The organism is Streptomyces griseochromogenes (genome assembly GCF_001542625.1).
GTDB classification, from domain to species: domain Bacteria; phylum Actinomycetota; class Actinomycetes; order Streptomycetales; family Streptomycetaceae; genus Streptomyces; species Streptomyces griseochromogenes.
Genome location: NZ_CP016279.1, coordinates 9,631,726 through 9,652,881 on the forward strand (window position 1 = coordinate 9,631,726; position 21,156 = coordinate 9,652,881).

24 protein-coding genes are annotated in these 21,156 nt (G+C 72.3%); 5 read left to right on the top strand and 19 right to left on the bottom strand.

Going from position 1 to position 21,156, the window contains the following annotated elements:
* Positions 1-68: 68 nt before the first annotated feature.
* The 11 genes from AVL59_RS50020 to AVL59_RS41960 form a co-directional block, all read right to left on the bottom strand.
* Positions 69-1,556: an alkaline phosphatase family protein gene (locus AVL59_RS50020; protein WP_079147251.1), complete on the bottom strand. Its 1,488-nt coding sequence runs from the start codon at positions 1,554-1,556 to the stop codon at positions 69-71.
* Positions 1,557-1,755: 199 nt separating this feature from the next.
* Positions 1,756-2,811 (bottom strand): 2-aminoethylphosphonate ABC transporter substrate-binding protein, encoded by a 1,056-nt coding sequence (locus tag AVL59_RS41915; protein ID WP_067314904.1) that lies wholly within the window; start codon positions 2,809-2,811, stop codon positions 1,756-1,758.
* Between the two features lie 49 nt (positions 2,812-2,860).
* Complete coding sequence (locus AVL59_RS41920) at positions 2,861-3,658, bottom strand: ABC transporter permease (RefSeq protein ID WP_067314906.1); 798 nt, start codon at positions 3,656-3,658, stop codon at positions 2,861-2,863.
* Positions 3,645-4,529: a 2-aminoethylphosphonate ABC transporter permease subunit gene (locus AVL59_RS41925; RefSeq protein WP_067314907.1), complete on the bottom strand. Its 885-nt coding sequence runs from the start codon at positions 4,527-4,529 to the stop codon at positions 3,645-3,647. Before AVL59_RS41925 ends, AVL59_RS41920 begins: the two co-directional genes overlap by 14 nt.
* A complete protein-coding gene (locus AVL59_RS41930) occupies positions 4,519-5,571 on the bottom strand; it encodes an ABC transporter ATP-binding protein (protein WP_067314909.1) in 1,053 nt (350 codons plus the stop codon). Before AVL59_RS41930 ends, AVL59_RS41925 begins: the two co-directional genes overlap by 11 nt.
* Position 5,572: 1 nt before the next feature.
* On the bottom strand, positions 5,573-6,280 hold the full coding sequence (locus tag AVL59_RS41935; RefSeq protein ID WP_335743764.1) for a phosphonatase-like hydrolase: 708 nt from the start codon (positions 6,278-6,280) through the stop codon (positions 5,573-5,575).
* A complete protein-coding gene (locus AVL59_RS41940) occupies positions 6,277-7,401 on the bottom strand; it encodes a TIGR03364 family FAD-dependent oxidoreductase (RefSeq protein ID WP_067314911.1) in 1,125 nt (374 codons plus the stop codon). The genes AVL59_RS41935 and AVL59_RS41940 overlap by 4 nt, the downstream gene beginning before the upstream one ends.
* 156 nt (positions 7,402-7,557) lie before the next feature.
* Positions 7,558-8,313 (bottom strand): GntR family transcriptional regulator, encoded by a 756-nt coding sequence (locus tag AVL59_RS41945; protein WP_067314913.1) that lies wholly within the window; start codon positions 8,311-8,313, stop codon positions 7,558-7,560.
* A gap of 50 nt (positions 8,314-8,363) precedes the next feature.
* Complete coding sequence (locus tag AVL59_RS41950) at positions 8,364-9,242, bottom strand: hypothetical protein (protein ID WP_208870539.1); 879 nt, start codon at positions 9,240-9,242, stop codon at positions 8,364-8,366.
* A 105-nt stretch (positions 9,243-9,347) separates the two neighbouring features.
* Positions 9,348-9,596, bottom strand: coding sequence for a hypothetical protein (locus AVL59_RS41955; protein WP_067314916.1), 249 nt, complete (start codon positions 9,594-9,596; stop codon positions 9,348-9,350).
* A 125-nt stretch (positions 9,597-9,721) separates the two neighbouring features.
* Entirely contained in the window at positions 9,722-10,864 is a 1,143-nt protein-coding gene (locus tag AVL59_RS41960) for an ROK family transcriptional regulator (RefSeq protein WP_067314918.1), read from the bottom strand.
* Between the two features lie 48 nt (positions 10,865-10,912).
* On the opposite strand from AVL59_RS41960, the gene AVL59_RS41965 reads away from it, so the two are divergent.
* The 3 genes from AVL59_RS41965 (at position 10,913) to AVL59_RS41975 (ending at position 13,443) form a co-directional block, all read left to right on the top strand.
* Entirely contained in the window at positions 10,913-11,980 is a 1,068-nt protein-coding gene (locus AVL59_RS41965) for a Gfo/Idh/MocA family protein (protein WP_067314919.1), read from the top strand.
* Positions 11,980-12,480, top strand: coding sequence for a heme-degrading domain-containing protein (locus AVL59_RS41970; protein ID WP_067314921.1), 501 nt, complete (start codon positions 11,980-11,982; stop codon positions 12,478-12,480). Before AVL59_RS41965 ends, AVL59_RS41970 begins: the two co-directional genes overlap by 1 nt.
* A gap of 84 nt (positions 12,481-12,564) precedes the next feature.
* Positions 12,565-13,443 carry an LLM class F420-dependent oxidoreductase gene (locus AVL59_RS41975; protein WP_067314922.1) on the top strand — a complete coding sequence of 293 codons (879 nt, stop codon included), beginning with the start codon at positions 12,565-12,567 and terminating at the stop codon, positions 13,441-13,443.
* 36 nt (positions 13,444-13,479) lie between these two features.
* On the opposite strand, the gene AVL59_RS41980 is transcribed toward AVL59_RS41975, so the two are convergent.
* Together AVL59_RS41980 and AVL59_RS41985 are read right to left on the bottom strand one after the other, a co-directional pair.
* Complete coding sequence (locus AVL59_RS41980; protein WP_067314924.1) at positions 13,480-13,776, bottom strand: putative quinol monooxygenase; 297 nt, start codon at positions 13,774-13,776, stop codon at positions 13,480-13,482.
* A 34-nt stretch (positions 13,777-13,810) separates the two neighbouring features.
* Positions 13,811-14,866, bottom strand: a complete 1,056-nt coding sequence (locus AVL59_RS41985; RefSeq protein ID WP_067314926.1) for an aldo/keto reductase — start codon at positions 14,864-14,866, stop codon at positions 13,811-13,813.
* A 180-nt stretch (positions 14,867-15,046) separates the two neighbouring features.
* Between AVL59_RS41985 and AVL59_RS41990 the strand changes: the two genes are divergently transcribed.
* Positions 15,047-15,910 (top strand): helix-turn-helix transcriptional regulator, encoded by an 864-nt coding sequence (locus AVL59_RS41990; RefSeq protein ID WP_067314928.1) that lies wholly within the window; start codon positions 15,047-15,049, stop codon positions 15,908-15,910.
* Positions 15,911-15,949: 39 nt separating this feature from the next.
* Here the strand turns inward: AVL59_RS41990 and AVL59_RS41995 are convergent, their stop codons facing one another.
* The 4 genes from AVL59_RS41995 to AVL59_RS42010 all read right to left on the bottom strand — a co-directional run bounded on the left by AVL59_RS41995 (position 15,950) and on the right by AVL59_RS42010 (position 18,743).
* Positions 15,950-16,807, bottom strand: coding sequence for a fumarylacetoacetate hydrolase family protein (locus tag AVL59_RS41995; protein ID WP_067314930.1), 858 nt, complete (start codon positions 16,805-16,807; stop codon positions 15,950-15,952).
* Positions 16,808-16,957: 150 nt separating this feature from the next.
* Positions 16,958-17,674: a YidC/Oxa1 family membrane protein insertase gene (locus AVL59_RS42000; RefSeq protein WP_067314931.1), complete on the bottom strand. Its 717-nt coding sequence runs from the start codon at positions 17,672-17,674 to the stop codon at positions 16,958-16,960.
* 158 nt (positions 17,675-17,832) lie between these two features.
* On the bottom strand, positions 17,833-18,159 hold the full coding sequence (locus tag AVL59_RS42005; RefSeq protein WP_067314933.1) for a DUF6412 domain-containing protein: 327 nt from the start codon (positions 18,157-18,159) through the stop codon (positions 17,833-17,835).
* A gap of 56 nt (positions 18,160-18,215) precedes the next feature.
* Complete coding sequence (locus AVL59_RS42010; RefSeq protein ID WP_245383330.1) at positions 18,216-18,743, bottom strand: winged helix-turn-helix transcriptional regulator; 528 nt, start codon at positions 18,741-18,743, stop codon at positions 18,216-18,218.
* A 67-nt stretch (positions 18,744-18,810) separates the two neighbouring features.
* Between AVL59_RS42010 and AVL59_RS42015 the strand changes: the two genes are divergently transcribed.
* Entirely contained in the window at positions 18,811-20,220 is a 1,410-nt protein-coding gene (locus AVL59_RS42015; RefSeq protein ID WP_067318412.1) for an MFS transporter, read from the top strand.
* A gap of 16 nt (positions 20,221-20,236) precedes the next feature.
* Here the strand turns inward: AVL59_RS42015 and AVL59_RS42020 are convergent, their stop codons facing one another.
* Together AVL59_RS42020 and AVL59_RS42025 are read right to left on the bottom strand one after the other, a co-directional pair.
* Entirely contained in the window at positions 20,237-20,644 is a 408-nt protein-coding gene (locus AVL59_RS42020; RefSeq protein ID WP_067314936.1) for an Imm50 family immunity protein, read from the bottom strand.
* Entirely contained in the window at positions 20,634-21,146 is a 513-nt protein-coding gene (locus tag AVL59_RS42025; RefSeq protein WP_067318414.1) for an Imm50 family immunity protein, read from the bottom strand. The genes AVL59_RS42020 and AVL59_RS42025 overlap by 11 nt, the downstream gene beginning before the upstream one ends.
* Between the last annotated feature and the right edge of the window lie 10 nt (positions 21,147-21,156).

The window sequence follows — 21,156 nt, forward strand, 5'->3', positions numbered from 1 at the left end:
ACCACGGCGTACCGACGCCCCCAGCCTAATCAGGCGGCCCGTTCCTGACCCCGGTCAAGACGGGGCGATCACTGGGTGATCCGCACGCCGTCGACCACCCAGTACCAGTTGTTCCCCCCGGTGTAACGGAAGCGGACCCGGACCGTGCTCGCCCCGGCCGGGACCTGGAGCGTGACGGTCTCGGTGCGCGAGGGGACGTCGGCGGTGTAGGTGCGCACGGAGACGGGGGCGGCGCCGTCGTAGGAGACGAGGACCTCGCCCTTCTGCGGGGACTCCTGCCGGTAGTAGGTGGTGTAGGCGAGGGTGGCGGTGCGGCCGCCGGTGACCGGGTAGGCCGGGCTGACCAGGGTGGAGTCGAAGGAGCCGGTCAGGCTCTTGTCGCTCCACTCGTCGCCGTCGGCGACCGCGAAGACGTCGCGGGCCCGGACGTTGCACTCGCGGTTCTGGTCGCGCTGGGTCTGGGTCCAGAACTCGTCGGTGGTGAAGGACCAGCCGCGCCACTCGGTGACCCCGCCGCCGCCCATCGCGGAGTTGTCGACGGACCAGCCGGCGGGCGGGGTGTGGGTGAAGCCGAGGATGCTCGCCGGGATGCCGGTCTCGTCGACGCGGGCCTGCAACTGGCCGCGCAGGGCGTCGAAGTCGTCGGGGGCGGGCTGCTGGACGGGGCGGCCGTCCAGGTCCCAGGCGGGGTCGAGCGCGATGCCGAGGTGGGCGAGCGCGGAGGCGGCGATGTCGGGCATCTTCACGTCGTGGCGGACCGAACCGGGCGCGAGGGCCGGCCCGGTGGCGATCATGAAGGTCTGGCGCTCCTGGAGGGTGGAGCCGCCGTGGCCGCCGGGGTCGGTGTGGCCGTGGTCGGCGGTGACCATGATCAGCCAGTCCTCGTCGGCGTACGTGGCCCGGGACTTGACGGCGGCCACCATCTGGCCGACCTGGGCGTCGGCGCCGTGGATGGCGTCCAGGTACTGCTGGGAGGCGGCGCCGTAGCTGTGTCCCGCGTGGTCGATGTTGTCGAGCTGGACGAAGACCGCGTCCGGGTTGCCGTCCCTGAGCTCTGCGACGGCGCGGGAGGCGGTGCCGGTGTCGTACTCGGCGCTCGGCGTGGAGACCCGGGTGTCGACCTTCGAGGAGAAGACGGTGTCGGTGATCGGCGCCCAGGAGGAGACGGCGTACGTCACCAGCTGCGGCTTGGCCGTCTCGACGCGGGTGAGGAAGTCCGGGTACCGGGCGAACCGGGCGCCGGTGAAGGTGTTGTCCTTGACGTTGTGCTTGTCCGGCCACACGCCGGTGATGATCGTCGACCAGCCGGGGCCGGACAGGGTGGGCGCGAGCGGGTTGGCGTAGATGCTGCTGGGCGCGGTGAGGCCCGCGGTCATCAGGGCGTCGAGGTTCGGGGCGTCGGCGTCCTTGATACGGCTGAGCAGGCAGCCGTCCAGGCCGACGACCAGTACCTTCGGCGTGCGGGTGGCCGCACGGGCGGCGGCGCCGAGCGGACCGGCCGAGGCGGCGACCACGGCGGCGGAGACGAGGAACGTACGACGGGAGAGATTGGGCACGGGGTCCTCCGGAGGAGAGGGTGGACGTGCAGGACGGTGGTCATGACACCGCCCCCGGTGGTACCAGGGGCGGGGCGGAGCAGCCGACGGGGCGGGCAACTCCCCCAGGGGCGCGGGGAACTGCGCGACCAGCCACGACGGCGGAGGCGAAGACGTACGGCGGGGCGGAACCCATGGGGCGGCCGAACCCCCGGAGGGCTCAGCTGCCGGTGGCGGACTTCCAGTCCTCGACGTAGGACGCGAGGTTCGTGTCGATGTCCTTCCAGTCCGGCGCGAAGATGTCCACGCCGTCCATCAGCTTGGCGAGCGCGATGGCGTTGGCGTCGACGGCCTTGACGTCCGAGCGGGCGCTGAAGCCGCCGCCGATCTCGCTGACCTCCTGCTGCTGCTTCTGCGCGAGCATGAAGTCGAGGAGCTTCTTGCCGTTCTCGCTGTGCGGGGCCTTGGTGACCAGGCCGGCCGCGTAGGGCAGGGCGAACGTGGTGGGCTTGCCGCCCTGCTTCGCCGGGAACCAGATGCCGAGGCCCGGCATGGTCTTGGACTGGGCGTAGTTCATCTGGACGTCGCCGTTGGCGACGAGCAGTTCGCCCTTGTCGACCTTGGGGGCGAGCTTGCCGGTGGAGGCGGACGGGCCGACGTTGTTGGCCTGGAGCTTCTTCAGGTAGGCGAGGGCCTGGTCCTTGCCGCCGAAGTCGTGGATGGCCTTGATCAGTACGGCGGTTCCGTCGCCGGCGACACCGGGGGTGGAGTACTGGAGCTTGTTCTTGTACTTGCCGTCGAGCAGCTCGTCCCAGGTGGTGGGGGCCTTCTTCAGCTCCTTCTTGTTGTAGACGAAGCCGAAGTAGTTGTTGACGACGGAGGTCCAGGTGCCGTCGACGGCCTTGTCGGCGCCGCTGACCTGGACGGCGTCCTTCGGCTCGTACTTCTCCAGCAGGCCCTTGCTGTCGGCCTGCTGGATGAACGGCGGGAGGGTGACCAGCACGTCGGCCTGCGGGTTGCTCTTCTCGCGGACGGCGCGCTGCACCATCTCGCCGGAGCCGCCCTCGACGTACTTGACCTTGATCCCGGTCTGCTTGGTGAAGTCGGCGAAGACCTTGTCGTACCAGCCGTCGCCGTTCTCGCCCTTGAGGCCGTCGGCGCTGTAGACGGTGACGGCCTTCTCGTCGGAGGCGGCGGAGGAGCCGCCGCACGCGGACAGCAGCGGGGTGGCGAGGAGGGAGACGGCGATGGCGAGTCTGAGGGTGTTTCTGGGCATGGCGGGGCGAACTCCTTGCGGCGGAAGGGGCTGTGAGCGGGTCGGGCGGTCAGCGGTAGGAGGCTTTGGTGCGGACCCTGGAGACGGCGAACAGGACGAGCAGGGTCGCGGCCATGAGGACCACCGCGACGGCGGAGCCCACGAACAGGGCGCCCCGGTCGGTGGCCGCGTAGATCAGGACGGGAAGCGGGGTCCAGTCGGGCGGGTAGAGCATCATCGTGGCGCTCAGCTCGCCCATGGACAGGGCGAAGCAGAGGCCGGCGGCGGCGGTGAGCGAGGGCAGCAGGAGCGGCAGCCGCACCCGCCACAGGACGTACGCGGGCCGGGCGCCGAGGGAGGCGGCGGCCTGTTCGTACGCCGGGTCGAGGCGGGTGATCGCCGCCGACACGGACTGGTGGGCGAAGGCGGTGACCAGCACGGTGTGGGCGACGATCACGATCCACCGGGTGCCGTTGAGCAGCATCGGCGGCTTGGAGAAGGCCACCAGGACCGACAGTCCGACCACCACGGACGGCACGGCGACCGGCAGCACGAACAAGGCGTCGAGGATACGGCGGTGACGCTTCTTCAGGGCTGCCCCGGCCAGCGCGGCCCAGGTGCCGACGGCCAGGGCGAGCAGGCTCGCGGTGACGGCGGTGACCAGGCTGGTGGTCAGCGCCTGGAGGGCCTCGCCGCGAGTGGCGGAGCGGTAGTTGGCCGTCGTCAGGCCCGAGGGCAGGACGCTGGACCAGTGGGTGGCGAAGGAGGCGCCGAGGACGACGAGAAGGGGCAGGGCGAACAGCGGCAGGAACAGGACGAGGAACACGGCCCATACGGCCCACTTGGCCTTGCGGCTATGCACCAGCACGACGGCTCACCACCCGGTAGAGGCCGTACAGCCCCACGGAGATCAGGACGTTGACGACGGCGACCACGCAGGCGCCCGGGTAGTCGGACTCCAGGATCGCCTTGCTGTAGACGAGCATCGGCAGGGTCGTGACCCCCTTCGCTCCGGTGAACAGCACGATGCCGAACTCGTTGAGACACAGCACCAAGACGAGGCTCCCGCCGGCCGCGAGCGCGGGCAGCGCCTCCGGCAGGATCACCTGCCGCACGATGCGCGGCGCGCGGGCGCCGAGCGAACTGGCCGCCTCCAGCTGCGCGGTGTCGAGCTGGGAGAAGGCGGCGAGCAGCGGCCGCATCACGAAGGGCGTGAAGTAGGTGATCTCCGCCAGCAGCACGCCCCAGGGTGTGGTCAGGAACTGGAAGGGTCCCTCCGCCGCCCCGGTGACGTCCGTCCACACCCCGTTGGCCATGCCGACGCTGCCGTAGATGAACAGCAGCGCCAGCGTGATCAGGAAGGACGGGAAGGACAGGAACACATCGATGAACCGCGCCACCGCCTTCGCCCCGGGGAACGGCACGAACGCGATGACCAGCGCCAGCAGGAACCCGAGGACCAGACAGCCGACGGTGGAGGCCACCGCCAGCCACACGGTGGTCCACAGCGCGTTCCGGAACGCCTCGGAGGCGAAGACGTCGGCGTACGGCCGCACGGAGGTGCCACCGCTGTCGGGCCGGAAGGACTGCTGGACGACGAGGGCGAGGGGGTAGAGGAAGAAGAGGGCGAGGGCGGCCGTCGGGGGAAGGGTCCACAGGAGCGGCCGCAACCGCTGCGGGCGGTCGTTGCGCAGGGCGGAACGGGTGGGCACAGCCTGCAGCGCCGGGTTACTCGCCATCGCGGCCCACCCCTGCGGGCAGCAGTGTCGCGTCCTCGGGGGCGAAGTGCAGGGCAACCACATCCCCGTACGTCGGCGGTGCCTTCAGCTCGCGCAGGTCCGCCATCACCTGCTGCCCGTCCACCTCGACATAGAGCCGGTGGGTCGAGCCCCGCCACTGGATCTCGGTGACGGTCCCGGTGATCCGGTTGGGGCCGTCGCCGAGGCCGATCAGATGCGGCCGTACGCACAAGGTGGCCCGTGCGCCCGCGGCCGCGCCCGCCGTGTCGACCTTCAAATCGGCGCCCGCGAAGCCGACGCCGCCGTGGCCGACGGTCACCGGCAGCAGGTTGGCGTTCCCGACGAAGGACGCGGTGAACTCGTCGGCCGGGGCCCGGTACAGCTCCCTCGGCGTTCCACAGGCCCGCAGCCTCGCCTTGTCCATGACCGCGATCCGATCGGCCAAGGTCAGTGCCTCGACCTGGTCGTGGGTGACGTACAGCATCGACACCTGAGGCAACTCGCGGTGGAGCCGGGCGAGTTCGGCCAGCATCCCGGACCGCAGCTGGGCGTCGAGCGCGGACAGCGGTTCGTCCAGGAGCAGTACGTCCGGCCGGATGGCGAGCGCGCGGGCGATGGCGACGCGCTGCTGCTGCCCGCCGGACAGCTCCCGCGGGAAGCGGCGGGCGTAGCCGGCCATGCCGGTCATCTCCAGCGCCTCGGCGACCCGCCCCCGTATCTCGCCTCTGGGAACCTTGCGGGCCTTCAGTCCGAAGGCCACGTTGTCGTCCACCCGCATGTGCGGGAAGAGGGCGTACTGCTGGACGACCATGCCGATGCCACGCCGGTGGGGCGGCAGGTCCGTCACGTCCCGGTCGCCGAGGAAGACGCGCCCGGAGGCGGGCCGTACGAACCCGGCGACCGCCCGCAGCGCGGTGGTCTTGCCGGATCCGGACGGCCCGAGGAGCGCCATGACCTCGCCGGGCTCGACGGTCAGGTCGAGCGAGTCGAGCACGACGTTGCCGTCGTAGGCGACCGTGACGGAGTCGAAGCGGATGCCCATCTCACCGTGCTCCGGTGAGCAGCGCGGGCAGGCCGGCGACGGAGTCGAGGACGTGGGTGGCGCCGGCGGCCCGGAACTCGGCGTCGCCGTGGGCGCCGGTGCGGACGCCGGCGACCAGTCCCGCACCCGCGCGTACGCCGCTGAGCACGTCGTAGGACGTGTCGCCCACGACGGCGACCTGCCGGACGTCCTCCGCGGCCTTGGTCCGCACGAAGGCCTCCAGGACCATGTCCGGGAAGGGCCGCCCGCGCCCGCCGGCGTCGGCCGGGCACAGGGTGAGCGGTACGAGGTCCTGCCAGCCGAGGGCGGCGAGGATGGCGTCCTGGGTGACGCGGGCGAAGCCGGTGGTCAGGACGACGCCGCGGCCGCCGGCGGCGATGTCCTCGATGGCCTCGCGGGCGCCGGGGACCGGGGCGACGAGCCCCGCGTCGACGAGGTCGCCGTAGGCCTTCTCGAAGGCGGTGTTGGCGCGCCGGGCGCGATCCTCGTCCCCGAACAGGTGCCGGAAGACGGAGATCTTGGACTCGCCCATGGTGGCGCGGACGTAGTCCAGCTTCTCGGCGTGGTCGGCGGAGCCGGGCTCGACGCCCAGTTCGGCGGCGGCCGCCTCGAAGGCGCGCTCGACCAGGCCGCCGTCGGCGACGGTGGTGCCGGCCATGTCGAGGACGACGAGACGGATGTCGTGGATGTCGGTGGTCAACTCTCTCACCAGCCCAGTTCGTTCGCGGTGGTTTCGGCGATCGCCGGCGAGCAGGTCATGCCGCGCCCGCCGGGCCCGGTGACCAGCCACACCCCGTCGCTCACCTGCTGGCGGTGCACGACCCGGCTGGTGTCGGTGCACTGCGCGTACACGCCGGCCCAGCGGCGCCGGATCTTCGGCAGCGGCCGGCCGAGGAAGGACTCGACCACGCCGGTGAGGTGGTCGTAGGGATCCTCCAGGGTGTCGAAGGCGAAGGGGTGCTCGTACTCGTGGGTGTCGCCGATGGTCAGGCCGCCGTCGGCGCGCTGCACCATGAGCAGCTGCATCTTGTGCTCGGCGGCGGTCGCCGGCTGCGGCTGCGCGGCGTTGAGCGCGTCGAGCGCCGGGGAGGCGTAGGCGGGGTAGTAGCGGAAGCTGTCGGTGTCCGCGACCGAGGTGGTCAGCGGCTCGCCCAGCGGGTCCGTCTGCATCATCTGGAGGCGGACGCGGCGCACGGGCAGATCGGGTCCGGCCAGCTCGCGGACGAGTCCGCTGAGCCAGGCGCCGGTGCACAGGACGACGGCGTCGGCGTGGTGCACGTCCCCGTGGTCGTCGCGCACGCTTCCCGCGCCGACCACCTCGCGGACCTCGCGGCCCGGCAGGAAGGTGTAGTTCGGGGACTTCAGCAGCTCTTCGCGCAGGGCGAGCTGGGCGGTACGCGGCTCGACGGCGGCGTCGCGCTCGCAGTGGAGGGCGGCGGTGAAGTCGCCGCGCAGGGCGGGGTTGAGGGCCCGGGCCTCGCCGGGGGTCACCAGCTTGTAGCCACGGTCGGCAGCGTCCGGGCGGGCCACGGCGGCTTCCGCGACGGCGAGTTCGAGATCTCCGCGCACCGGGGTCAGCGACCCGTTGGCGCGGAACCCGAGCGCGGGCACGCGCCCGCCGATCTCCTCCCACAGCTCCCGCGCCCGCAGCGCGGTCTCCAGCTCTTCTCCGCCTGCGCGCCCGCTGACCCAGATCTGTCCGAAGTTGCGCAGCGAGGCGCCGCGCGCCTCCGCCTCACGCTCGATCTGGACGACCTGGTGGCCGCGTTCCACTGCTTGCCAGGCGTGCATGGTGCCCACCACGCCTGCTCCGACGACTGTCACTCTCACGGCTGCAACGCTCCTCGGGATCGGGGAACCGGAAGGGTCCGGCTGACAACGAGAGCGTGAACGACCCATCACGTTTGGGCTAGACCCGTTATCGTCTCGTTACATTCGAGGAGTGTCACGAAGGGCGGTTTTCACAGGTGTGCCAGAGGGCGGTTCTCAGCCACCCAGATGGGCGGTGAAGGAGAATCGGTCGCCGCGGTACAGCGTGCGCACGCGCTCCAGCGGCCGCCCCTGTGTGTCCCGGGACACCCGGTGGATCAGCAGCATCGGCAGGGCCGGCGGGGTGCCGATGAGCAGGGCCTCGCGGGGGGTGGCCAGCACGGTCTCGATGCGCTCGTCGGCGTCGCCGAAGTCGATGCCCTGGGCCTTCAGATAGGCGTAGAAGGAGGAGTCGGGATCGAAGTCGACGTCGAGACGCGGCACCCGCCCGACGGCGACGTAGGTGCTCTCCAGGCCGACCCGCTCGTCGTCGGCGAGCAGCACGCGCTCCAGGTGCCAGACGGGTTCGCCCCGGACGAGCCCGGCCTCCGCGGCGAGCGGTTCCGGACACGGGAAGCGGTCGAGGGTGACGAGCGTACGACCGGGCGTACGGCCCTGCCTGCGCACTCCCTCGGTATAGCTGGCGAGGGAGAGGGGCTGGGCCAGCTTGGGTCCGGCGACGACGGTCCCCCGCCCGCGCCGCCGCAGACGCCCCTCCAGCACCAGCTCCCGTACGGCCTGCCGGACGGTTTCGCGGGCGACGTCGTACCGCTCGGCGAGATCGCGCTCGGTGGGGATGACGCTGTCCTCCCCCAACTCCTCCAGCAGTCCGGCGATGCGCGCCTTCACCGCGTAGTACTTCGGGATGCGTCCGTGCTCGGGGATGCCGGAGCGGACGGGGGCGCCGGGGGCCTGGTCGTTCGGGTAGTCCACGCAGGGATCGTCGCAGATGGGAGTCCGTCCGCCGAACGGCGGTCCACGGCTCAACGCCGGCGGCGGGCCAGCAGGAAGGCGGCCGCGCCGACGGCGAGGAGTGCGGTGGTGGCCGCGAGCAGTCCGTGTGCGACGCCGAGGCCGGTGCGGGCGAGCTCCCTGGCCCGCTCTCCGGCCTCCTCGGCCTCCGCGGCGAAGGGGAGGGAGGTGTCGTCCGGGTCCGAGCCGCTGGGGGTGGGCCGTGGGGTGCCGGCCGGGGTGGCCGGGGTCGTCCCGGTCGCCTCCGGGGCCGCCGACCCTTCCGGTCGCGCCGTCCCGTCCGGAGCCGGGGTCCCCTCCGTCGCCCCGCCAATGTCCACGTCCTGCCCGATCCCGAAGCGGTAGTCGTTGGACTGGCCGACCCAGTCCCCGTCCTCGCCCCGGCGCTGGACGACGGCCGCGTTGGCGGTGACCTGGTCGGATGCGGCGTCCATGGCGACCGCGAGTCTGACCTTGACGGACACGGTCCTGCCGGGGGCCACGGTGAATCCGTCGAACCCCTTGGTGTCCAGCACGCCGACCAGCTCCTGCTCGTCGGTGGTCTCGAACGTGACGGCGTGGGCGCGGGAGCCGTCGTAGAAGTCCAGCTCGGCCTGGGACGGCTTCAGGCCGCGCTTGCCGTCGACGAGGACGACGACGGGGTGGATGCCGGCGCAGGTCCGCCGGGTGGTGTTGGTGAGGTCGATGTACCAGGTGCCGTAGCCTCCGCCCGCCTCGTAGGAGGTGGGTCCACCGCGGATGCGGGTGGCCAGCGGAAAGGCCCGGCCGCCGGAGGTGGCGGAAGCGGCGCAGGGCGGAGTCGCCGTGTCCGCGCGGGCGGCGTTCGACGACACGGGTACGAGCACGACGGCTGCGGCGAGGCAGGGGGACAGGGACGTGCACAGTCGCATGAACACATGACCCTGCCGGGTGGAAGCGGGAGGCCCGGGGTGCCACTCCGGGAGCGCGGGGCAAGTCCGCTCGATCGGCCGACCATCGCGGGTCCGCGCGGCCCGCTACCGGTGAACGGCGCTGCCGGAGGGTGCGAACACCGCCAACTGGCCGGTGATCCAGGGGTCGGCCGTCTCCAGCTGGCCAGCGACCCAGGGGTCGGAGTGGTGCCCGGCCGCGGTGATCCGGGCAGAGACATGCCCGTCCGCCGGAAGGGCGGCCGCACTCGCAGAGCCGCCCCCGAGGAGGAGAGCTCCTCCGGCGAGCGCGACGGACATACCCGCGGTCATCAGGCGCCGCATGAACTTCTGCATCGTGTTTCCTCCTTGCCGTTGCTGTGGCGCTGTTCAAGCTACGCATTCCGGACTGGTTGAACAATAAACTACAGGGGTGAGACGGGTCACCCGGGGCAGCCCACCGTCGACATCTGCGGCTGTACTCAGCCGTCCGCCCGGCCGAACAGGGGAGCCAGGAGGAGCTGTGCGGCGCCTTCCGCCACGGCCCGCGCTCCGCCGGGAGCGAGCCGCACCGGCACCGGCGCCCCGAGGGCCCCCTCGCGCCGGGCCCGGGCGTCGAGCACCTCCGCGACGCCGTCGACGAACGCCTCCGGCGCGGCGGCGACCGTCCGCCCCCCGAGCAGCACCACGTCGATGTCCAGCAGCGCCGCCAGATTCCCGGCCCCCACCCCCAGCACCCGTGCCGCCTCTGCCGTCTCCCCCCGCCCCGCGGCCGCCAGGCACAGCGCCTCCACGCACCCGCGGTCCCCGCACTCGCACAGGGGTCCGTCCAGCTGGAGGACCTGGTGCCCGAACTCCCCCGCCCCGGTCCGCGCCCCCCGATGCACACTCCCGCCGATCACCAGCCCGGCCCCCAGCCCCGTACCGAGATGCAGATACGCGAAGGACCCGCCCTCGCCCCCGACCGCCAGCCCGAACGCCGCCGCGTTCGTGTCCTTGTCCACCACGACCGGCACCCCCAGTCGCTGCGCGAGCGCGTCCCGCAGCGGGAACCCGTCCCACTCCGGAAACCCGGTCACCCGGTGCAGCACCCCGTCCACGTGGTCGAGCGGCCCGGGGACGGCCACCCCCACCCCGAGCAGCGAGGCGATCTCGCCGAGCCCCCGGCCCTCGGCGTCCAGCACCTCCTGCACCAGCCCCTCCACCGCACCGGTCACCACTCCCAGCACCACCTCCGCCCCGGCCCCGAGGTCCAGCGCCCCGCACCACTCCCCGACCACGGCCCCGTCGAGATCCACCAGCACGGCCCGCAGCTCGTCCCGGTCCAGATGCACTCCCACCGCGTGCCCGGCCTCCGGCACCAGCCGCAGCACGGTGCGCGGCTTGCCCCCGGTGGACGCCCGGCGCCCAGCCTCCGCGGCGAGCCCCGCCTCCCGCAGCCGGGCGGTGATCTTGCTGACGGCCTGCGGGGTGAGCCCGGTCCGCTCGGCCAGTTCGAGCCGGCTGATGCCGTCGACCCCTGCCGCCCGCAGCAGATCCAGTACCAGCGCGGTGTTGTGACTGCGCACCGCGAAGAGGTTCGCTCCCGCCGGTCCGCCGCTCTTCGTCCTGTTCACGCCATCCATTCTCCTCGCCACTTGCACTTTGGCAACAGCGTTGCGAAAGTAGGGCGCATGACTGGTACCCCCCTCCGCGTCGGCCTGATCGGCTATGGCCTCGCAGGCTCCGTCTTCCACGCCCCGCTGATCGCCGCCACCGAGGGCCTCACCCTGGACACCGTGGTCACCTCGAACCCCGAGCGGCAGGAGCAGGCCCGGGCGGAGTTCCCGGGCATCCGCCTGGCCACCACCCCCGAGACGCTGTTCGACCGCGCCGACGAGCTGGACCTGATCGTCATCGCCTCCCCGAACAGGACCCATGTCCCGCTCGCCACCGCCGCCCTCAAGGCGGGTCTGCCGGTCGTCGTCGACAAGCCGGTCTCCGGCACCGCCGCCGAGGCACGGGGCCTCGCCGCCCTCGCCGAGGAGCGTGGTCTGCTGCTCTCCGTCTTCCAGAACCGCCGCTGGGACAACGACTTCCTGACCCTGCGAAAGCTGGTGGAGGACGGCGAACTGGGCGACGTCCGGCGCTTCGAGTCCCGCTTCGAGCGCTGGCGCCCGCAGCCCAAGGGCGGCTGGCGCGAGTCCGGCGACCCCGCAGAGATCGGAGGTCTGCTCTACGACCTCGGCAGCCATGTCGTCGACCAGGCCCTGGTGCTCTTCGGCCCGGCCGCCGAGGTGTACGCCGAGGCGGACGTCCGCCGCCCCGGCGCCGAGACCGACGACGACACCTTCATCGCGCTCACCCACGCAAGCGGCGTCCGCTCCCACCTCTACGTCTCCGCCACCACGCCCCAGCTCGGCCCGCGCTTCAGGGTGCTCGGCTCGCAGGCGGGCTATGTGAAGTACGGCCTCGACCCGCAGGAGGCCGCCCTGCGCGAGGGCCTGCGGCCCGGCCCCAAGTGGGGGGCCGAGCCCGAGCCCCTGTGGGGGCGCCTGGGCGCCGGCGAGTCCCCGCTGACCGACGGCGGCCGCCCCGTGCCGACCGTTCCGGGCGACTACCCGGCCTACTACGCGGCCGTGGCGGCGGCCCTGACCGGCGCCGGACCCAACCCGGTGACCGCCCTGGAGGCGGCGGCGGCCCTCGACGTACTGGAGGCGGCCCACCGGTCCGCCCACGACAAGGTGACGGTGACCCTCTGATGCACCACCCGCAGATCACCCCGAAGTTCGCCCCGGAGATCACCCCGAGCGTGGAGGAGCTGGAGGCACAGGAACGCCGCCTGGTCTTCCGGCAGTTCACCTACGAGGACGCCTGGGCCCTCGGCTCCCTCCTGGTCGAGCTGGCCCGGGAGCGCCAGGCCCCGGTCGCCGTCGACATCCACCGCGCCGGCCAGCAGCTCTTCCACGCCGCCCTGCCCGGCTCCACCCCGGACAACGACGCCTGGATCGCCCGCAAGCGCCGGGTGGTGGAGCGCTACGGCGCCTCCTCCTACCTGGTCGGCGCCCGCTTCCGCGCCAAGGGCACGACGTTCGAGGAGTCCTCCCGCCTGGACCCGGACACCTACGCGGCGCACGGCGGCTCGTTCCCGATCAACGTCGAGAACGCCGGCATCATCGGCTCGGTGACCGTCTCGGGCCTCCCCCAGCTGCAGGACCACCGCTTCGTGGTGGAGGCCCTGGAGCAGTTCCTGGAGAACTGAGCGGGGATTACCGCGCGGCACCCTCCGGTTGTCACTGATGTCACATCCGTCACGGCAGCGCCCCGACCGGAGGGAAGCCAACACATGAGCGACACCCCGAGCCTTCTCAAGGACTCCGTCGGCCGGTACGGCATCTGGAGCCACGGCCTGCGCGCCGAGGACCCCTCCCTGCGTGCCGAGATCGGCGAGGCCGCGGCCGAACTGGAACAACTCGGATACGGCGCCGTCTGGCTGGGCGGCAGCAGCGCCGCACGGCACGCCCTCCCCCTCCTGGAGACCACGTCGACGCTCGCCGTCGGCACCAGCATCCAGAGCATCTGGCAGTACGAGGCCGCCGAGAGCGCCGCGGCCTTCGCCGAGGTGGAGGCGGCCCACCCCGGCCGCTTCGTCCTGGGCCTCGGGATCAGCCACGCCAAGCTCCACGACCGGTACCGCCGCCCGTACTCGGCCCTGGTCGGCTATCTCGACGCGCTGGACGAGGCCGGGGTGCCCGAGAACCGCCGGGTGCTGGCCGCCCTCGGCCCGAAGACCCTCGCGCTCGCCGGCACCCGGGCGGCCGGCGCGATCCCGTACCTGGTCACCCCGGAGCACACGGCGCGGGCCCGGGAGATCCTCGGCGACAGCGCGCTGCTGGCCCCGGAGTTCAAGGTCGTCCTGGAGACCGACCCGGGCAAGGCCCGCGCCGCGGCCCGTGACACCCTCGCCCCGTACCTCGCCCTCCCCAACTACACCGACACCTGGCTCCGCCTCGGCTTCACCGAGGACGACCTCGAGGACGGCGGCAGCGACCGCCTGATCGACGCGTTCTTCGCCTGGGGCGACGAGACGAGGATCCGCTCCCGCGTCGAGGCCTTCCACCAGGCGGGCGCCGACCACGTGGCGGTCCAGGTGATCGACGCCGGCTCCCGGGAGGGCTTGCCGCGCGAGGCCTGGCGCAGGCTGGCTGCCCTTCTGGAGGCGTAGCGCCCCCGCTGGGCGGCACCTGCCCGGCGGCGTGCGTCAGTCGGCGGGCGCGGCGACCAGCTTGCGGACGGTCATCGGCTCGGCGAGGACACGTTCCAGTACCTGCTTCACGTGGTGGAAGTGAGCGGTGGTGAAGTGCTCGGCGAGGGCCTGCGGGTCCGTCCACTCCTCGACGATCACCATGCGGGCGCGGTTGTTGGGGTCGGCATAGGGGCGGTAGGCGAGGCAGCCGGGTTCTTCCAGGGACGGCTCGATCATCGCCTCCAGGGCGGTGCGGAGCCGGTCCTCCTGTCCGGGTGCGGCCAGGCACTCGGCGACAACGGTGAGGGACATGCTGACGTGATCTCCTTGTGCGGCTGTGGACGGTCTACGGGCGGACGGGTCCGGTGCCCGCGCCCGACGTGCTGATGGCGGCGGCGATCTCCTCCAGGTCGGCCGGTGTCGGTTCCACCGAGCCCGCCCCGATCCAGCCGTCGACCTGGCCGGGCTTGCGGGCACCGACGATGGCCCCGGTGATGCCGGGCCAGGCCAGCGCCCACGCGATGGCCACCTCGGCGACGGTGGCACCGTGCCGGTCGGCGACGGGGCGCAGCGCGTCCGCCACCTGGAGGTTGGCGTCCAGGCCCGTGGTGAAGTCCTGGTGGGCGGCTCGCCAGTCGTCCGCGGGCAGGTTCGCGACGCGCTCGGCGGAGAAGGCACCGGTGAGCAGCCCGGACTGCAGCGGGGAGTAGACGATCACGCCCGTGTCGTGGGCGTGCGCCCAGGCGATCTCGTCCGCGGCGGAACGGTTGATCGCCGAGAACGGCGGCTGGACGACGTCGACATGAGCGATCCGCTCGGCGGCGGCCAGCTGCTCGGGCGAGTGGTTGGACAGGCCGATCGCCCGGACCTTGCCCTCGGCCTTCAGATCGGCCATGACCTGCCAGTACTCCTCCAGCGGGGTGGCGTTCGGGGAGACGGCGCCGCTGCCGTCACCCGCGTACTGAAGTGACTCGCCGGTGTCCGGCCAGTGCACCTGGTACAGGTCGATGCGCTCGACGCCCAGCCGGCGCAGCGAGTCCTCGATCTCGCGGCGGACACTGGCCGGCTTCATGGTCCGGCGGGGCGCGGCCTGCGGGTTGTCCGGGTCCCAGACCAGACCCACCTTCGTGAAGAGGTAGGGGCGGTCGGCCTCGGGCAACTGGGCGACGGCCTTGCCGACCAGTTCCTCGGAGTGGCCGAGACCGTAGGCGGCGGCGGTGTCGATCCAGTTGACGCCCGCGTCGATCGCGTGCCGGATCGCGGCGATCGACTCGGCGTCGTCGGTGGCACCCCAGCCGAAGCGCCAGCCGGATCCGGACACCGCCCAGGAGCCGAACCCGACGCGGGTGATGTCCATACCGGTGCCGCCCAAGGCACGGGTGGTCAGGTGAGGGGTGGTCATACCGAAGTACTCCCTGTGGGTCGAGGTGCGGGGCGCCGGGGGCGCCCTGTGGGCCGGATCCGTTCCGGTGCCCCTCACTCTGGCCGCCCGGCGGCGGCCCACCCAGTGGCAGCCGGTGCCTGGGCACGGCATGACCAGGCTGGCCGGGGGCAGTTGGAGCGGGACAGGGATACTTGCGGCATGGCTCTGGACAGACGCGCAGAACTGGGCGAGTTCCTCCGCTCCCGCCGGGCCCGGTTACGGCCCGAAGAGCTGGGGCTGCCGGACTACGGCGGCCAGCGGCGTGTTCCCGGGCTGCGCAGGGAGGAACTGGCCCGGCTGGCCGGGGTGAGCGTGGACCACTACGTTCGCCTGGAGCAGGGACGCACCCTGCACTTCTCCGAGGCGGTACTGGACGCGGTGGCCCGGGCCCTGCGCCTGGACGCGGTGGAACGCGAGCATCTGTACCGGCTGGCGCGGCCGTGGTCGGACCCGGACCGCCCGGAAGGGCCGCCGCCGTCGCAGCGGGTACGGCCGGGGCTGCGCCGGCTGCTGGACCTGGCGGCCGACGTGCCGGCGTACGTCGTCGGCCGGAACACCGACATCCTGGCGTGGAACCGACTCGCGGCGGCACTGATCACGGACTTCGGCGCGCTGCCGCCTCGGCAGCGCAACCTGGCCCGCCTGGTGTTCCTGGACGAGGGGACGCGCAGCCTGTACGCCGACTGGCGCGGCAAGGCGAGCGACGTGGCCGCCTATCTCCGGCTCGACGCGGGACGGCATCCGGATGACCCGCGGATGGCGGCGCTGCTCGACGAACTCTCCGCTGCCAGTGAGGATTTTCGTCAGGTGTGGGCGGAGCACCGGCTCAAGGACAAGACCCACGGACGGTACCTCTACCGGCACCCGGTGGTCGGCGAACTGGACCTCGGCTTCGAGACGCTGCGGCTCCCCGACGACCCGGACCAGGCGCTGGTCGCTCACACGGTGGAGGAAGGCTCACCGTCCCAGACCGCGCTGCGGCTTCTGGCGACGTGGGCCCGGGAGAGTCTGCCGGTGAGCTGAACCCGGCTCGCCCGCGGACTCCCCCGGTGAAACGGCCCGTCAGGCGTCCTTCAGCTCCTGCCGTTGCCGGCCGAGCCCCTCGATCTCCAGCTCCACGACATCCCCGGCCCGCAGATACGGCTTGGGCTCGGGCTGCCCCATGGCCACCCCCGCCGGAGTCCCGGTGTTGATGACATCCCCGGGGTAGAGCGTCATGAAGTGGCTGACGTACCGCACGACTTCCCCGACGGGAAAGATCTGCTCGGCGGTGGTCCCGTCCTGCTTGAGCTCCCCGTTCACCCACAGCCGCAGCGGCAGCCGCTGCGGGTCGGCCACCTCGTCCGCGGTGACCAGCCACGGCCCCAGCGGATTGAACGTCTCGCAGTTCTTCCCCTTGTCCCAGGTCCCGCCCCGCTCGATCTGGAACTCCCGCTCGGACACGTCGTGCGCCACCGCGTACCCGGCGACATGCGCCAGCCCCTCCTCGGCCGACTCCAGGTAGCGGGCCGTACGCCCGATGACGACGGCCAGCTCCACCTCCCAGTCGGTCTTGGCGGAGCCGCGCGGCACGAGCACGGTGTCGTTCGGCCCGACGACCGTGTCCGCGGCCTTGAAGAAGATCACGGGCTCGGCGGGCGGCTCGGCCCCGGTCTCGCGGGCGTGATCGTGGTAGTTGAGCCCGATGCACACGATCTTGCCGATCCGGCCGAGCGGAGGCCCGGTCCTGAGCCCCGCCGCGTCCAGCGCGGGCAGCTCACCGGCCTCGGCCGCCGCCCGTACCCGGCCGAGCGCGCCGTCGTCGGCGAGCAGCGCTCCGTCGATGTCGTCCACGATGCCCGACAGATCCCGCAGGGTCCCCTCGGCGTCGAGCAGCGCGGGTCGCTCCGCACCGGCCGTACCGACTCGCAGCAGCTTCATGGTCACAATCTCCCTCGATCGCGAGCGCCCGACCGATGGGTGCAGCCATCGGAGGACTGGTCGATCCTCCAACTCGGCCATCCACTCCGCAAGACCCTGTTCACGTACTGGACCGTAACCCCGGTTCGGGCCTGACCTCCGGGAACCGGCTCAGCGGTACAGCGCGGCCCGCTCCACCGCGCTCCACGTGGTGCTGGTGACGACGTACAGCGCGGCCGCGAGCGGCACCACCGCCACGGTGACGAGCGTGAAGAAGGACATGAACGGCATGAGCTTGTTGACCGCGCCGAGCCCCGGCACCCGCTCTTGCTCGCCCGTCGCGATCTGGACCGGGTTCTTCGCCATCATCACCTTGGTGCGCCGGTAGTTGAAGGCGGCGACGGCCGCGACGAGGACGAAGAGCCCGAGGTAGACGAGCCCGGCCGCCCCGAAGACCCCTCCGTCGGTGAGGGCGTCGGCCCAGCGCCCGCCGAGCGGCGCGGCGAACAGTTCGTGTGCCAGCAGCCCGTTGCTCTCGCCGCCGATCGAGGAGCTGGAGAAGAGGTGGTAGAGGAGGAAGAAGGCGGGCAGCTGGAACAGGCTGGGCAGAAGGCCGGAGAACGGGGAGACCTTTTCCTCGGCGTGCAGCTCCAGCACCGCCTTCTGCAGCCGCTGGGGATCCTTCGCGTGCTTCTTGCGCAGCTCGGCGATCCTCGGCTGGAGCGCGGCCTGGGCGCGCCGGCCTCTGGCGGCGGCCCGCGACAGCGGGTGCACGAGCAGTCGTACGAGCGCCGTGATCAGGACGATCGTGGCGGCGGCCGCGGCGGCGTGGAAGAGCGGCTGGAGCAGATCGGCGAGCTGCTCGACGAGGTGGGCGAAAACGGACATGGTTGGACCCTCCGTGACGGGGTGCGTCGTCGTGCCGGTGGTGACGGGACATGGCATGCGGACGGGCATGGCATGTGCGGGGACATGCCATGTGACGGGACATGACATGGCGGCATGACGACCCGCGCGGGGGTCACGTATCGCTGTTGGCTGGTGCCCTACGCGCAGGTCGTCGCGAGGGCGTGTCCGGGTGCTCGGGGACGGCGGCGCCCCGGGGCGTCGGGGTCGCGCTGCGGCAGGAAGGCCGTACGGCGGGCCCGGTCGCGTATCGCCGTACGGACCCGGGTGGGCGGGACGGCGGGCGCGCAGCGTGCGGTGAGGAGGGAGCAGACGGCGAGCGCGGAACCGGCGGCGGCGGTCGCGGCGAGCGCGACGGTGGTGGAGAGGCTGCCGGTGTCGAGGAGCGCGGCCTGGAGCAGCAGCAGATTCACCAGGAACAGCATGAGGGCGACGGGACGCACGGCGTCGAAGCGACTGCGAACCATAACTTCCCCCTCCCGCTGACCTGCGCTTCTGCGCTCTTCCCCTGGGTCATCCCCCGTTATACAGGATCGGTCTCCAGGGGCTCCAACATGCGCTTCGGCTTGAGCAGCGCCCTGCTGACCGGATCCGCCGGGTCGGGATCGAGTCCCGGGCCCGGCACGAGTACAACGTCCGGGACGGGCACGATGGTTCCGCAGGCGGGACATTCGCCCAGCGACCCGAGTTCGGTGCCGCAGTCCGCGTGCCGGAAGGACCGCAGCTGCGTCTCCTGGAAGTTCTCACGGCCCCACAGCGCGAGGGCCCGCAGCGCCGGCCACAGCGCGATGCCGCGCTCGGTGACGACGTACTCGTCGCGCGGCGGGGCCTGCTGATAGCGGCGCTTTTCGAGGATCCCGACCTCGGTGAGCGTCTTGAGCCGGGCCGAGAGGACGGCGCGCGGGATGCCGAGGTGGACGAGGAAGTCGTTGTAGCGCCGGACGCCGTAGAGCGCGTCGCGCACGACGAGGAGCGTCCACCGCTCGCCGACGACCTCCAGCGCGCGGGCGATCGAGCATTCCTGCGTCGCGTAGTCCTTGCCCAGTGCCATGCGGTCCACTGTAACCGTTTCCCCGCCTTAGGTTCAGTGACCGAACCGACGGTGCTACGGTGTGGACATGCTTAGGTTCAATGAAAGAACCCTCAGTGCGCGGCAGCCCGCAGCCGTACGACGGGACACCCGCCCTTCGGCGCCGCCGCACCGCCCCCGCGCCACCCTGGCCCTGGCCAGCGCCGCGACCGCCGTGGCCCTCATGACCTACACGGCCCCGATGGTCACGCTCCCGGACACCGCGGCCGACCTGCACACCCCGCTCTCCGCCCAGGCCTGGCTCCTGAACGGCACTCCGCTGGGTCTCGCCGCCCTCCTCCTGGTGGCCGGCAGCCTGGCCGACGACTACGGCCGCCGCCGCGTCTTCCTCACCGGCACGCTCGTCCTCGGCCTGACCACGGCCCTGGGCGGCCTGACGACCTCCACCCTCCTGTTCACCCTGGCCCGCATCGCCCAGGGCGCGGCGAGCGCGGCGATCCTGGCGAGCAGCCTGGGCCTGCTGGTGACGGCCTTCCCGAGCCCGCGCGGCCGGCTGCACGCGACCGGCGTGTGGGGCGCGTTCGTCAGCGGGGGCATCGCGGCGGGCCCGCTGGTGTCCGGGGCGATGCCCTCGTGGCGGGTGGCGTACGGCGCCCTGGGCGCGGCGGCGCTCCTGGTGGCGGCCCTGGGCGTCCGGCCTCTGAAGGAGTCGAAGGCTCCCCGGGGCGGCCGCCCCGACATCCTCGGCGCGCTCACCTTCGGCTCGGCGCTGGTGGCCCTGGTGGCGGCGCTGATCCTGGGTCGTGACGGCTGGCTGCGCACCCCGGTGGCCCTGCTGCTGGCGGCGGCGGTGGCCGGGATGGGCCTGTTCACACTCGTGGAGCGCCGCACCCGCACCCCCATGATCGACCTCTCCCTCCTGCGCCACCCCCGCTTCCTGGCCTCCGCGGCCGGCGGCCTGTTCACCGGTCTGACGGTGATCGGCCTCTTCAGCTACCTCCCCGCCCTGCTGCAGCAGACCCTGCGTCTGTCCGCGATGAACACGGCCTGGCTGCTCCTGTTGTGGTCGGGCCTGTCCTTCGTGGTGGCCCTGCAGGCGAAGCGGCTGGCGGGCCGAGTGGGGCCACGACGGCAGCTGGCCGCCGGCTTCCTGCTGCACGCGGTGGGCGCGCTGGCGATGCTGGGCGCGATCGACGCGGGCTCGTGGCCGCGGATGCTGCCGGGCCTGGTGATCGGCGGCGTGGGCGGCGGCCTCCTGAACGCCGCGCTGCCGCTGGTGGCCGTGGAGTCGGTCCCCACCGAACGGGCGGCGATGGGCTCCGGCGCCCAGCAGACGTTCCGCTACATCGGCTCCTGCGCGGGCGTGGCCCTGACCATCGCCCTCGTCACCTCCTGCGGCGGCGGCCTGGCGCGGGGCGCGGACGTGGCGATGGTTGTTTCGGCGGGCCTGGCCGCGCTGGGAGCGGTGAGTGTGCTGGCGCTGCGCGAGCGGGTGTGAGTCGTCCCGTCAAGGCTCAGGGGCTGTCCGAGGCGAGGTAGGCGCGCGGTCCGGCGGGCCGCACCGCGGCCGCCCCGAACACGATCCCGGACTCCTCCGCCCCCAGTACGACGTCGAAGCCTCCGCCCTCCCGGAAGGACACCCGGACGCGCTTCGCCTCGGCGGCACCCCATCCCGTGACCCGAAGCCCCGTCACCTCCGTGAAGACAAGGTGGAACTCAAAGGCATTGAGGCCTTTCCGCTCCCACTCCGCGGGCAGGTTCACGGGAAGCCGCCGCGTATCGAACCCCAGGGTCACGGAGTTCCCGCGTTCGTCGATGTGCACGGAGAAGAGATCACACGCGTCCGGCGGGGGCGGATCCTCGCCGTACAGCACGCCCAGGCAGTCGGGGGAGGCGAGCAGCCGCTGCCAGTCACCGCCCATAGAACACCTTCTGATGTGTGGCGGGAAGCGAGCCGAACAGCAGGGAGTCCACTCTGCCCAGGAAGAGATGCGGCCCGTCGTCCTCTCCCGCGGGCCCGCGCCGGAAGGCGCTGACATGCCGTACGACCACGGACGCGGCGCACTCGAACCGCAGGTCGATCCCGGTCCCGCCGACCGACACCCGCATCCGCCGCTCGCCCCCGAACGGCACCGCACGCAGGTCACCCACGGCGGGCGGCTCCCAGCGCGCGAACGCCAGCGGCTCCACCGCGGGAAACTCCAGCTGACACTGCGCGGAGTCCATGCCCGCGTCGGCCCACTCCCGGGGCGGTGACGCGGGAAAGCAGGGCAGGTCGACCCGCAACGTCACCGTCGGGCCACGCCAGTCGAGATGGACGGAACGGACTCGTACCCGCTCCAGACCGGGAACGTGCCCGTACAGGGCCCGCAGGACGTCCGCGTTCACCAGGAGGCTTTCGAAGCCTTCGACAGAGCCGGACACCACCGCATGG